At 67.8% G+C, this 12,102-nt stretch carries 11 protein-coding genes; 6 read left to right on the top strand and 5 right to left on the bottom strand.

The features are described from left to right. Positions 1-20 precede the first annotated feature (20 nt). Positions 21-566 carry a cupin domain-containing protein gene (locus tag ACE191_RS02090; RefSeq protein ID WP_400190522.1) on the top strand — a complete coding sequence of 182 codons (546 nt, stop codon included), beginning with the start codon at positions 21-23 and terminating at the stop codon, positions 564-566. Positions 567-661: 95 nt separating this feature from the next. On the opposite strand, the gene ACE191_RS02085 is transcribed toward ACE191_RS02090, so the two are convergent. Then, positions 662-1,153: a hypothetical protein gene (locus tag ACE191_RS02085; RefSeq protein WP_400190521.1), complete on the bottom strand. Its 492-nt coding sequence runs from the start codon at positions 1,151-1,153 to the stop codon at positions 662-664. Between the two features lie 58 nt (positions 1,154-1,211). After that, positions 1,212-3,407, bottom strand: coding sequence for a glycoside hydrolase family 44 protein (locus ACE191_RS02080; RefSeq protein WP_400190520.1), 2,196 nt, complete (start codon positions 3,405-3,407; stop codon positions 1,212-1,214). 537 nt (positions 3,408-3,944) lie between these two features. Between ACE191_RS02080 and ACE191_RS02075 the strand changes: the two genes are divergently transcribed. From ACE191_RS02075 to ACE191_RS02065, 3 genes are all read left to right on the top strand, one after another. After that, positions 3,945-4,415 carry a cupin domain-containing protein gene (locus ACE191_RS02075; protein WP_400190519.1) on the top strand — a complete coding sequence of 157 codons (471 nt, stop codon included), beginning with the start codon at positions 3,945-3,947 and terminating at the stop codon, positions 4,413-4,415. A 257-nt stretch (positions 4,416-4,672) separates the two neighbouring features. Then, entirely contained in the window at positions 4,673-5,305 is a 633-nt protein-coding gene (locus ACE191_RS02070; protein WP_400190518.1) for an FMN-binding negative transcriptional regulator, read from the top strand. Between the two features lie 10 nt (positions 5,306-5,315). Next, complete coding sequence (locus tag ACE191_RS02065) at positions 5,316-5,906, top strand: HD domain-containing protein (RefSeq protein ID WP_400190517.1); 591 nt, start codon at positions 5,316-5,318, stop codon at positions 5,904-5,906. 13 nt (positions 5,907-5,919) lie between these two features. On the opposite strand, the gene ACE191_RS02060 is transcribed toward ACE191_RS02065, so the two are convergent. Beyond that, complete coding sequence (locus tag ACE191_RS02060) at positions 5,920-6,675, bottom strand: LytR/AlgR family response regulator transcription factor (protein WP_400190516.1); 756 nt, start codon at positions 6,673-6,675, stop codon at positions 5,920-5,922. After that, on the bottom strand, positions 6,668-7,849 hold the full coding sequence (locus ACE191_RS02055) for a sensor histidine kinase (RefSeq protein ID WP_400190515.1): 1,182 nt from the start codon (positions 7,847-7,849) through the stop codon (positions 6,668-6,670). Before ACE191_RS02055 ends, ACE191_RS02060 begins: the two co-directional genes overlap by 8 nt. A gap of 195 nt (positions 7,850-8,044) precedes the next feature. Here ACE191_RS02055 and ACE191_RS02050 point away from each other — a divergent pair, with 195 nt between their 5' ends. Further along, positions 8,045-9,469: a M16 family metallopeptidase gene (locus ACE191_RS02050; protein WP_400190514.1), complete on the top strand. Its 1,425-nt coding sequence runs from the start codon at positions 8,045-8,047 to the stop codon at positions 9,467-9,469. After that, a complete protein-coding gene (locus ACE191_RS02045; RefSeq protein ID WP_400190513.1) occupies positions 9,466-10,857 on the top strand; it encodes a M16 family metallopeptidase in 1,392 nt (463 codons plus the stop codon). The genes ACE191_RS02050 and ACE191_RS02045 overlap by 4 nt, the downstream gene beginning before the upstream one ends. 600 nt (positions 10,858-11,457) lie before the next feature. Here ACE191_RS02045 and ACE191_RS02040 read toward each other — a convergent pair. Further along, positions 11,458-12,033 (bottom strand): hypothetical protein, encoded by a 576-nt coding sequence (locus ACE191_RS02040; RefSeq protein WP_400190512.1) that lies wholly within the window; start codon positions 12,031-12,033, stop codon positions 11,458-11,460. Positions 12,034-12,102: the final 69 nt, after the last annotated feature.

Raw genomic sequence — 12,102 nt, 5'->3', positions numbered from 1 at the left:
TGCCCCAAGCTCTTTTTTCGATGAAACGCACCCTGGAAAATCCCCTGATCGGCGACGTGGTTCACTTTGTGAAGCTGGCCCACGAGCCCGGCAGCCCCGACACCGTGGTGGAGGTGACGCTGAAGCCCGGCGGCGGCAACGACCCGCACTTTCACCGCACTTTCGACGAGCACTTCGAGTGCCTGGAAGGCGAAGTCAACCTGCAGCTCGGCCGCCAGATTGTTACGCTGCGGCCGGGCGAGCGGGCCGTGGCCCCGCGCCGGGCGGTACACCGCTTTTTCAACGCCAGCTCCCAGCCCACGCGGTTTCGGGTGACGATCCGACCCGGCTCACCCGGCTTCGAGCACACCCTGCAGATCATTTACGGCCTGGCCGCCGACGGGCAACTCACGCGCCACGGCCGGCCCCGCAAGCTCTGGCAGCTGGGGTTGATTGTGGAGCTGTCAGACATCAACCTGCCCGGGCTGCCCGGCCTGCTGCAACCCCTGCTGCGCCGCCTTGCCCACAAGGCCATAGCCGATGGCCGCTACGAGCGGGAGCTGCGCCAGCGCTACTGCGCCGAGTAGCCCGGCCCGCCGTTTCCGGGCACCCATGCGCCCCGGCGCCCGTCGTGCAGGTACGACGGGCGCCGGGGCGTGGCCGCGGCCAACGTGGCCGATGGCTATCCTGCGGGGCCGGCCGGATCGGGCCCGCCAGCTACCGGCAGGTGGCGAATCCAGGCGGCGGCCTGGGCGCGGTCGGTGAAAAACCGCTCGTGGGCCCGGCCGAAGCGGGCTTCGTAATTGGTGATTTTGGTGGCATCGTGGTGGCAGTGGGCGGCCCCCACGCAGCGGATGCCGCGCCGGTGGGTGTAGGTTATCTGCCGGGCTTCGTCCTCGAACAGCTGCACGTAGCCCACCTGCCAGCCGTACGAGGCCAGGGTCAGCGGCACCATGCTGCGGAAGGCCTTGTGGGATATCAGGTCGGCCGCCGTGAAGCCGTGCAGGTCCACCAGAATCTTAAAGCAGCCGTGGTCGGGAATTTCGGCCAGGGCGGCCCCCAGCGAGCGGTACCACTGCTCAATCACCGGCAGATCGGCCTCGCCGCTCAGGCGGGTGGTGAGCAGCTGCCGGGCAGCGTCCCAGCTCGATTCGGCTACGGTAGTTGTGGTCATGCGGAAAGAAGGCAAGAGGTTGAAAATCGTTTACGCGCCTCGTAGCGAGGGGCCGGGCTTAGTTAACTCCCAGCACCACGAAGCGCTGGGTGCTGGTGCCGGCGGCCGTGGTCAGGCGGGCCAGGTAGCTGCCGGGCGGCACGTTGGGCAGGGCAACCACGCCGTGGCGGGAACCGGCGGGCACGGAGAAGCTGCGCAGTTGCTGGCCGGCCAGGGTCAGCACGTCGAGTCGGCCGGCGGCCGTGGTGAGCCCGGCCGGCACCTCGTAGCGCAGCTCCCCGGCCGCTACCAGCGTGGGGTACACCCGAAACGCGCCCGGCTCGGGGCGGGCTACGCGCACGGCGCGCACCGGCCCGGTGGTGCGCGTCCGGTCCTGGTCGACCAGCTGCAGGCGGTAGTAGTTGAGTCCCGGCTGGGGCGCGGCGTCGTACCAGGCATAATGGCGGGTGCCGGCGCCGTTGGTGGCGGACACCCGGGCCAGCTCTCGGAAGGCGGTGTCCTGCCCACTGCGGCGCTCCACCGCGAAGTAGGCGGCGTTGCGCTCGGTGGCTGTGGTCCAGCGCAGCTGCGCGCCCGCACCCGCGGCCGCCGCGTCGAAGGCGGTCAGCGCTACCGGCAGCGGCCCGCTCGGGCGCAGCTCGATGGCGGTAGCCGACAGGGCCGGCAGCGTATAGGTAAAGCGGCCGGCGGCGAGTCCGCTCACCGCCGGCCCGCTGACCAGCGCCGGGCTGCCCTGCACCAGGCTCCACACCCGGCCCGTGGCGTAGCTGGCGCCGCCGCTCAGCGTGAAATTGCCCGTTACCGCCTGGTTGGCTTTGTTGATGACCACCAGCGTCAGGCGCTGCTCGCTCGGGCCGTCGATGGCCGCGTACACCGAGGTGCTGGCCACGTTGGAAGTGGTGGCCGTCACGCTGGTACTGCCGAAGGCGCTGCCGGCCCCGTCGAAGTTGGTGTAGAGCCGGAAGGCCGGGGAGATGTACGAGGCGGGCGCGTTCGGATTGCCGGGGTCGTAGACCTTCCACCAGTTGGCGTTGTACACGCCGTACTTGCCGAAGATGCCCAGCACGTCGGCCTGGGCCAGCCCGCCGGAAATGTCCTCGTTGCCCCCGTAGGCGTACTCCGAGATGCTGAGCTTGGTGCCGGGGAAGTAGGTGTTGATGGACTGCAGCAGCCGCGGCAGAATGGGTAGGTAGTTGTTGAGAAAGTAGGGCTCGTCGGCAATCCAGCTGTTTTCGCGGTAGCCGGGCTGCCAGAGCGTGCGCGGGGCCTGCAGACGGGCCTGCCGGTCGAGGGCCGTGTTGGCCCCTGGCTCAATGATGCGGTTCGTGCCCACGGCCTCGGGGTACCAGTGCACATCGAGCACGTCGATGAGGCGGCGGCCGGCGGCCTGCGAGGCCTGCCGCAGGTTGTCCAGGTAGTAATCGATAAACCACGCGTAGCCGGCGGCCTCCACGGCCGGGTAGTAGTCGGGCGCGTCCTGCAGGCTGAAGTAGTCGCCGAAGCCGTAGAGCCCGCCGCCGTAGATCAGGGCCGAGGGGTCGACGGCTTTCACCGCCAGGGCCAGGTCGCGGGTTTTGGTCCAGAGCTCCTGCGAAGTGGGCTTATCCGGGTGCAGGCCGGGGTGCGTCTCGGGCCAGAGGCCGGGCTCGTTGTCGAGAAAGTAGCCCGCCACGCCGGTGCCGCTGGCGGTGGTGCCGTGCTGCTGAGTCAGGAAGTTCACCTGCTCGTCCATGTACACCACACCGTCGGCGGTGCTGGGCATCAGGCTAAACGCGCTGCCCTTGCGAAACACCACCTGCTTCCAGCGCGCCGACGGCGCCACCTGCCCCGGCGTGACGGTGGTGCCCGATTTGTCGGCGGCCACGTAGCCGGCCAGCTGCAGCGTAACCAGGGGCGCCTGGCCGCGGGCACGGGCCGTTTCTACGAAGCGCGACACGGCTTTGCCGGGTAGGGCGCACTCGCCCGGGCCCAGGCCCTGGCACAGAAAGTCGTCGTTCTGGTAATTGTAGTCGGCGCCGGCGTGGGAGGCGTTGTTTTCCCAGTTGTAGCCCGTGAGGCGGTTGCCGCCCAGGCGCACGGAGCCGTAGCGGTCGGCGCTGTGCAGGGGCTCGTTGGTGCCGTAAATCAGCGGGCTGATGGGCTGGCGGCCGGTAGCCGTGTTGATGGTGAAGTTTACCGACAGCTGGGCCTGGGCGGCCGGAGCGGTCAGGCCGGCGGCCAGCAGGAGGACCGCCGCGCGGGCAGAAAAAAGCATGGACGATGAGCGGGTAAGCCGGCGGCGCACCGACCGGCGTGAAGTATAGCGGCCGGCTGCGGGGCAATAACCAGGCGCCGGCAGCGGCGCGGCCCCGGCGTTTGGCCCGGGCCGGCGGTGGGCCCTGGTTTGGCTATGAAGGTCCGCGGCGGCGGCCGGCCCGCCAACCGGGTTCCAACCGGAGCGGGCAAATCGGCGCCTGAAGCGGGCAGTTTGGGCGCTGAGCCTGGGCCCTGGGTTGCGCAGCGGGCCGGGTCTTGCCGGCTGAGCCGGCCTTCCGCAGTCCAGGCCAGACTTTGCGCGCTTCAGTGGCCATTATCGCCGGCTCAGGCAGGAAGGGGTTCCGACGGGGCGCCGGGCGAAGCACTTTTGGCAGCGACCGGGAAATCAGCGGGGCAGTACCCGGCCGTCCCGCTGATTTCCCGCGCACCCACCCATTTAGCCCGGGCGCGGGCGGCCGGGCGCCGCTCCGGGGGGTGAAGCGGCTCCGCCGCGGCCGCGCCTGGGCCCCACTCCAACCCTTTTTCCTGCTTAGTTATGGAACAACAACTCATTTCTGCGCCCACCAGCGCGCTGCGCGCCTACCAGGGCGGCTATCTGCAAATGCTGATTTCGCCGGAGCAGACCGGGGGCAGCTTCGCCCTGCTCGACATCACCCTGCCCCGGGGCAGCGAGCCGCCGCGCCACCGCCACACCCGCGAAGACGAAACCTTCTACGTGCTCGACGGCCGGGTGCAGTTCGCCGTCGGCGACGAGGTGGTGACGGGCGAAGCCGGCCAGGCCGTGTTTGCCCCGCGCAACGTCGCCCACCACTTCACCATTCTCACGCCGCAGGCCCGCATGCTCACCCTGATAACGCCGGGCGAGTTTGCCAACTACTTCCTGGAGTTCAGCTCGCCCATCGCTGAGGCCCCCACCCAGCTGCAAGCCCCGCAGGGCCCGCCCCCGGCCGAAGTGCTGGCGGCGCTGCTGGCTCGCACGGCCGGCTACGGGGTGGAATTTGCCTGACTTCGAGCGGCCCCGCTCGGCCACGCCCCAACCGGGGCCGCTCGGGTACTCCGGCCGCAGGGCCGGGCCCGGGCGGTCCGGCTGGGGCGTTTTCATGGGCTGCCGACGAGGCGGGCCCGCCCCCGGAATATCCCGCGCTATGGGGCCGCAGGCGGCATCATGCCGGGAGCCTTTATCTTGGCCCGCGCCGGGCCGCATCGGCGGAGCCTGCCTCTCCCCGGCCTGGCCATCCGCCCCAACCCGATTTCCAGCGCATCATGTACATTCCCAGGCATTTTCAGGGCCCCGAGGAGCCGACGGTACTCGTGGACTTTATGCAGCGCCACAGCTTTGCCACGCTGGTAACGGCCGCTAGCGGCTTGCCGGTAGCCACGCAGCTGCCGTTTACGGCACGCTTGTCGGCGGCCGGGCAGGTGGTGCTGACGGCGCACCTGGCCCGGGCCAACCCGCAGTGGCGCGAGCTAACGGCCGGGCCCGCGCTGGTCATCTTCAGCGAGCCGCACGCCTACGTGTCGCCGCGCCACTACGAGCAAACCCAGAACGTGCCCACCTGGAACTACATCGCCGTGCACGCCTACGGCTCGGCGCAGCTGCTGGAAACCGAAAGCGCCCGGCGGCAGGTGCTGGAAGACCTGATTCAGGCCAACGAGCCGGAGTATCTGCCGCAGTGGCAGGCCCTGGCGCCCGACTACCAGCAGCGCATGCTCGGCGCCATCGTGGCGTTTGAGCTAACGGCCACGGATCTGCAGGCCAAGTACAAGCTCAGCCAGAACCGCACGCCCGCCGAGCAACGCGCCCTGGCGGCGGCCTTCGCCCACAGCGGCAATGCCAGCGCCCGTCAGCTGGCCGACTACATGCCGCCCGCCCACGAGTCCACGGCTCCGGCCTAACCCCTTACCCATGAACCAGCCCTGGTCAATCGATACCATTCAGCGGGCCTGGGAGCTGGCATCCCGGCTGCACCGCGGGCAAACCTACGGCGGGCCGGCCGCAGGGGAGCAGATCGAGTACTTGGACCACATCGGCAGCGTGGCTTTTGAAGTGCTGCAGGCCCTGGCGCAGGGCCCCGGGCTGAACGCGGAATTGGCCCTGACCTGCGCCATCCTGCACGATGTACTCGAAGACACGCCCTGCACCTATGCAAACGTGGCCGCCGCGTTCGGGGAGCCGGTTGCCCGCGGCGTGCTGGCCCTGACCAAGGACGCGGGCATTGCCGACCGGCGGGAGCAGATGCGCGACAGCCTGCGCCGCATCCGGCAGCAGCCCCGGGAGGTCTGGGCCGTGAAGCTGGCCGACCGCATTGCCAACCTGGCCCACCCGCCTTACTACTGGGACGACGCAAAAAAGCGGGCCTACCAACAGGAATCCGAGCTTATTCTGAGCGAGCTACAGGCCGGCAACGCCTACCTGGCGCAGCGGTTGCGGGCCAAAATCGAAGGCTACTCCCGCTTCCTGGCCAGCGCCCCCGCCCCGCCCGCGGCGGAGAGCTGACCCAGCGGCTTACCTACGCCTGCCGCGCCTGAAACGCCCGCAGGTTGTCGCGGTAGCTGCGCGTCCACTTCAGCTGGGGCCCGCCGCGCAGCTGCACCAGATACTCGCCGTTGAAGTGGGTTTCCACGGCCTGCACGAAGTCGAGGTTGACGATGTAGGAGCGGTGAATGCGCACGAAGTCGGCCGGGTCAAGGCGGGTTTCGAGGTGGGCCAGGCTGTCGTAGATGATGTGCCGCTCGCCCCGGCTGGTGTGCAGGGTGATGTAGTTGCCCTGCGCGTCGAGGTATATAATGTCGGCGGTGCTGACCAGGTACATGCGGCCGGTTTCCTTCACCAGAATGCGGCGCAGGTAGGGCGCGCGCTGCTCCTGCTGCCGCACCAAGGCCTCCAGCTGGGGTTGGTGGCGCTGGCCCAGCCGCTCGCGCACCCGCTCCAGGGCCTGATGGAAGCGCACGGCATTGAAGGGCTTGAGCAGGTAGTCCATGGCGTTGGCCTCGAAGGCGCGCAGGGCGTACTGGTCGTAGGCGGTGGTGAACACCACCGCCGGCTGGTGGTGGGGCCACACCTGCTGCAGCACCTCGAAGCCGTCGAGCTCGGGCATCTGGATGTCGAGAAAAACCAGTTCGGGCCGGTGCTGCAGGATCTGGATGACCGCCTCGCTGCCGTTGGCGGCTTCGCCCACTACCGTCACGCCGGGGCTAGCCTGCAGCAGCGCGCGGATGACGCCGCGGGCCAGCCGCTCGTCGTCGATGATCAGGGCCTTATACATGGGGCAGGGCCGCGGTGGAAGCCGGGGCGGGTTGCCGCGGCAGGGTGAGCGTAACGGTGGTCCCCCAGCCGGGCTGCTGGGCCAGCTCAAGCCAGGCCGCAGCCCCGTAGGCGTGGGTGAGGCGGGCGCGGGTGTTGCGCAGGCCCAGCCCCGAGCCACCGCGCACCGGCTTGCCCGGGCCGTTGTCTTCCACAACAACAGTCCAGGCGCCCGGGCCGGCGGCGGCCACGGCAATGCGCAGGCAGCCGCCGGCGGCGCGCTCGGCTAGACCGTGCGTCAGGGCATTTTCCACCAGTGGCTGCAGCAGCAGCGGCGGCACCGGGCAGGCCTCGGCCGCCGGCTCCACGCAATACTCGATGCGCAGGCGGTCCTGAAAGCGCACCTGCTGAATGGCCAGGTACTGCCGCGTCAGCGCCAGCTCCTCGCCCAGCGGAATGAACTCGGCCTGCTGGTGGGCCAGCACCCCGCGCAGCAAGTCGCTCAGCCCCGTGACCATATCGATGGCCCGGTCGGTTTCGTGCTGCATCATCAGGGCCACGATGGTGTGGTGGGTGTTGAACAGAAAGTGGGGATTGAGCTGCATCTGCAGGGCCTGCAGCCGGGCGGTGGCCAGCTGCGTCCGCAGCTGCTCACTGTGCAGCTCATACTCGGCGGCCCGGCGCTGCAGGCGCTGGTTTTGCTGCGCAGAACGGGCAATGCTGCCGCCCACCACCACCAGCAGGTAGGTCAGGGCGGTGGTGGAGTACGAGGACAGAAACCAGGCGACGATGTAGCCGGGGCCGATCCACTTGCCGGTTTCGTGGGCGTAGAGCGGGCGCACTACCACGAAGCACACCGCGCACACCAGCAGGCCGAAGGCCGAGGCAACCAGCAGGTGGCCCAGCAGCGTGCGCAGCCAGGCGCGGGGGCCCTGGGCCAGGGGCAGCGGAAACCGCAGCGTGGCGTAGAAAATGCCGGGCGTGAAGGCCCACCACAGCACAAACGTGAGCCACCACTGCAGCAGCTCGGCGGCAAACATGGGGCGCCGGCCGGTCAGCAGGGTCAGGCCAAAGGGGTTGCTGCCGCTGATGAGCACCATCAGGCCCCAGAACAGGGTGGCGTAGAGCCAGAACTGCCGCCGCGTCAGCGGAAGCTCGGCGTCGCGCAGCAGGCGGTTGACCAGGGAATCAGCCATGATATCGGGCAGGAACAGGGCAAAGCTAACCCGCCGCTGCCGGCCCCGGTAGCCCCGGCGGCCGGGCCCGCCGAATCATTATTTAAAAGCGCGGTTCGGCGCTTTAAATAACGGATTGGTGCTTCAGGATAAGACGGGCGGCGGCCGGCCGGGGGCCCGGGTAGCTTTGGCGCTTCTTCGCCTAACCCCTCCCCTATGCCTTCCCTTTCCCGTTTGGCCCCTTGGCGCCGGGGTCTGAGCGCGGCCCTGCTGCTGGCGCTGGCCGCCTGCAGCCGCGCGCCCTGGACGGCGCCCAGCCTGGCGCCGGCGGCTTCCTTCCAGGTGCCCATCGACTACTACACCCTGCCCAACGGCCTGCAGGTGGTGCTTTCGCCCGACCATTCGGCCCCGTTGGTGACCGTGGCCCTGCACTACCGCATCGGGTTTCGGCAGGAGCCGGTGGGGCGCACGGGCTTCGCGCACCTGTTCGAGCACCTGATGTTCGAGCCCTCGGCCCAGTTGGGGCCGGGCGGCCTGGGCAGCCTGGTGCAGCAAAGCGGCGGCGTATTTCAGGGCTCCACCCGCTACGACTTCACCACCTACTACTGCACCGTGCCGGCCCACAAGCTGGAAACCATGCTGTGGGCCGAAGCCGACCGTATGCGCGGCCCCCGGCTCACGCAGGCCGCGCTGGACAAGGAGCGCAACGTGGTCAAAAACGAAGTGCGCGAGCGGGTGCTCAGCCAGCCCTACGCGGGCCTGAGCTGGCTCGACATGCCGCAGGTGGCTCACCAGAACCGGGCCAACGCCCACAACTTCTACGGCGACTTTCGCGACCTGGACGCGGCCACGCTGGCCGAGGCGCAGGCGTTTTTCCGCACCTATTACGCGCCCAACAACGCCTGCCTAGTGGTGACGGGCGACTTCGAGCCCGCCGAAGCCAAAGCCTGGATTCAGCGCTATTTCGGGCCGATTCCGGCCGCGCCCCGGCCGCCGCAGCCCGATACCCGGGAGCCGCGCCAGCGGGCCGAGCGGCGCATTCACCGCGTCGATTCGCTGGTAAACCGCCCGGCCCTGGCCTTCGCCTACCACCTGCCCAAGCGCGGCACGCCGGCCTACTACGCCATGGGGCTGCTCGACCAGATTCTACTGCAGGGCACCGACGGCCGCCTGACCCAGGCCCTAACCCAGCGGCGGGGCTACGCCAGCGCGGTGCGCGGCGGGGCCAACGTGGAGCTGGGCAACCTCTTCAACTACGAAGGCCCCATGCTCTGGACCGGCAGCCTGCTCTATGACCCGCAGGTGCCCGCCGACTCGGTGGTGGCGGCCCTGGACCAGGAAATCAACCGCGTCATCGAGCAGGGCGTGGACGCCGAAACCCTGGCGCTGGCCCAGCAGAAGCTACGCTCCAGTCTCTACGACCTGCTCGGGCAGCGCTACGGCTACGGCACGGCCGATCTGCTGGCCTGCTTCGCCCTCTTCGACCGTGACCCCGCCAAACTGAACCGCCTGGAAACGGAGTTTCGCCGCGTGACCCCGGCCCTGCTGCAGCGCACCGCCCGCGAGTACCTGCGCCCCGGCAACCGCACCCTGCTCTTCGTGGCTCCCGCCCCCACCGCCCAAGCTACCCCGCGCCCATGAACCATTCCCTGCTGACGCTGCTGAGCGGCCTGCTGCTGCTCGGCCCGCTCGCGGCCCGCGCACAGCAAGCCCCGCCGCCCGGGGCCGCGCCGCGCCCCTTCGTGCTGCCCGCCCGCACCTCGTTTGTGCTGCCCAATGGCCTGAAAACGCAGCTGGTGCCCTACGGCCGCCTGCCCAAAGTTACCGTGAGCCTGGTGCTGCAAACCGGCAACGTGCACGAGCAGGCTACCGAGCCCGGCCTGGCCGACATCGTCGGCACGCTGCTGAGCGAGGGCAGCCCCGCGGTGCCGGCGGCCGCGCTGGCCACGCAGGTAGCCCGCATGGGCGGCACGCTCGACGTAGCCGTGGGCGAAACGGAAACCACCCTTTCGGGCACGGTGCTGGCCGAACACGGCCCGGCTTTCGTGGCCCTGCTGGGCCAGCTGGTGCAGCAGCCGGCCCTGCCCGCCGAGGCACTGCCCCGGGTCAGGGCCGATCTGAAGCGGCGCCTGGCGCTGTTTGGGGCCCGCCCCGCCACGCAGGCCCGACTGGCGTATGCCGGGGCCCTCTTCGGCAACCACCCCTACGGCCGCGGCCTGCCCACCGACGCCCAGCTCGAGGCCTACACCATCGAACAGGTGCGCGCTTTCTATGCCCGCGAGTACGGCGCCCGCCGCGCCAGTCTGTACGTGGTGGGCCGCTGCGATACGGCCGCCGTGCGCCGCGCCACCGTAACTGCCCTGCGGGATTGGACGCCAGGCCCTGAGCGCCGCATTGCGGTGCCGCAGCCGCAGGCCCGGGGCCAGTTGCTGGTGCTCGACCGGCCGGGGGCGCAGCAGACGTCCGTGGTTATGGGGCTGCCCGTGGTGCCGCCTTCCCACCCCGATTACGCCGGCCTGCGGGTGATGAACGCCCTGCTGGGCGGCAGCATGAGCGCGCGTATTCCGCGCAACATCCGGGGGGCCAAAGGCTACACCTACGGCAGCGTCAGCGGCATTTACCCCCGCTACGGCTACGCCGACTGGGGCGAGGGCACCGACGTAGCCAGCGAGCATACCGCGGATGCCCTGCGTGAGATATTCGCGGAGATTACCCGGCTGCAGGAAGAAGCGCCGCCGGTCCAGGAGCTGCGCGACGTCCAGGGACAGGAGGCAGGCCAGTTCGTGCTGCGCAACTCCTCGCCGGCCGGCATTATCACCCAATTGCGCTTTCTCGACCTGCACGGCCTGCCCGATGCCTACCTCGCCGCGCAGGTACCGGCCGTGTATACCATCACGCCCCAGCAGGTGCAGGCCTTGGCCCGCCAGTACTTGCGCCCGGAAGCCATGACCGTGGTGCTGGTCGGCGACCGGGCGGCGCTGACCGGGCAGCTGCAGGGTTTTCAAGTGCAGGGGCGCCGGCTCTGGTAGCGCTCCGGGTGGCCCCTCCTCACCGGCATCCTGGGCGTCACCTTCCCCATCACCGGCACCATCATGTGGCTCAACCGCCTGAAGAAAGAGCGCAAGAAGCAGGGCAAAAAGCCCGTGGTGGCCGCGGCGTAAGCCGGCGACTTCTTGCAAGCATAAAAAGCGGCGCGGGGCAACCGACGCCGCTTTTGTTGTGTCCGGGCGCACAGTTGCTCCGCCCGTTTTCCTGCCTGATCGGGGGCGCCGCCGCCCGCCGCCCGTCGATTTCCGGGCGGCCGTGCCCGGGGAAACTTCCAAACGGCCGATTGCTGCTCAGCCAGCGGCTGGGAGACTCCCAAAGCAGGTATTGGGCCTCAGGAGCGGTTTGGGAGCCTCCCAAACCCCCTATTTTCTGTCAGGGACCGTTTGGGAAACTCCCAAAAGGCAGATTTCGTCTCCGATGCGCTTTGGGAGCCTCCCAAACAGCATATTTCGCGTCAGGAGTGGTTTGGGAGGCTTTTGGTCTTATGCTGCCTAACCGACACACCAGGGGTATCTACAAAACAGGCCCGCCGGAATTCCGGCGGGCCTGTTCGTTGGGGTACGTTGTGCTTAAAACGATGCTTACTGCTTGTTGTCAAATCTCAAGTTTCGCATTTGCCCTCTTATCAATAAACACCCAGTTTCACCGTCTTGGCGAGCCATAATGCACCACTTCTGTAAGTGCTTCAAGAGGGCAGCATCTTGCCCTCGGTTAGAGCACCCATTTTCATTGAAATAATAGTCAATAAAATACTGCTGCCCCTTCGATGCAACGGCATCTGCTTCAACGGTGCTGTCAGCAAAATCAAACCCAAATTTAGCCAAACTATCAAACGGCACGTGCGCCTTAATTGGAGCTGCTTTATATATGTAGTTAATGGTTCTATCGGCTCTTATTATTTCATTGGAAATGCCTTCATGTACCTCAATATAATTTTCCAACGCACCTCGCTGAAAGGCTGCAAATTTCATCTGGTCCTTATACTGAAATGGCAGGCAAAACATGTAGCGTTCAGCCGCCGGTGCGTATTGGAATAACGCCAAGTATTCGTACGGACAATCATTCGGCACCCATTCCGCATTATGCTTCTGCGCAATGCTTGGGTTGTAAACCAGCATCAATAAAAGGGCGCATATACACCTGCTAATCGTTTTCATACGATGCCCCTAAAAACCCACTCGAACAAAACAGCCAGAGCCAATATATAGATACCATATATATTGACT

Origin of the sequence: Hymenobacter sp. B81, from assembly GCF_044628455.1 — a bacterium.
Lineage (GTDB): Bacteria > Bacteroidota > Bacteroidia > Cytophagales > Hymenobacteraceae > Solirubrum.
This window is presented reverse-complemented; position numbering and strand designations above follow the sequence as displayed.

Coding starts and splice junctions, on each gene's coding strand:
- ACE191_RS02090 (WP_400190522.1), top strand. CDS start 21: ATGAAACGCACCCTGGAAAATCCCCTGATCGGCGACGTGGTTCACTTT.
- ACE191_RS02085 (WP_400190521.1), bottom strand. CDS start 1,153: ATGACCACAACTACCGTAGCCGAATCGAGCTGGGACGCTGCCCGGCAG.
- ACE191_RS02080 (WP_400190520.1), bottom strand. CDS start 3,407: ATGCTTTTTTCTGCCCGCGCGGCGGTCCTCCTGCTGGCCGCCGGCCTG.
- ACE191_RS02075 (WP_400190519.1), top strand. CDS start 3,945: ATGGAACAACAACTCATTTCTGCGCCCACCAGCGCGCTGCGCGCCTAC.
- ACE191_RS02070 (WP_400190518.1), top strand. CDS start 4,673: ATGTACATTCCCAGGCATTTTCAGGGCCCCGAGGAGCCGACGGTACTC.
- ACE191_RS02065 (WP_400190517.1), top strand. CDS start 5,316: ATGAACCAGCCCTGGTCAATCGATACCATTCAGCGGGCCTGGGAGCTG.
- ACE191_RS02060 (WP_400190516.1), bottom strand. CDS start 6,675: ATGTATAAGGCCCTGATCATCGACGACGAGCGGCTGGCCCGCGGCGTC.
- ACE191_RS02055 (WP_400190515.1), bottom strand. CDS start 7,849: ATGGCTGATTCCCTGGTCAACCGCCTGCTGCGCGACGCCGAGCTTCCG.
- ACE191_RS02050 (WP_400190514.1), top strand. CDS start 8,045: ATGCCTTCCCTTTCCCGTTTGGCCCCTTGGCGCCGGGGTCTGAGCGCG.
- ACE191_RS02045 (WP_400190513.1), top strand. CDS start 9,466: ATGAACCATTCCCTGCTGACGCTGCTGAGCGGCCTGCTGCTGCTCGGC.
- ACE191_RS02040 (WP_400190512.1), bottom strand. CDS start 12,033: ATGAAAACGATTAGCAGGTGTATATGCGCCCTTTTATTGATGCTGGTT.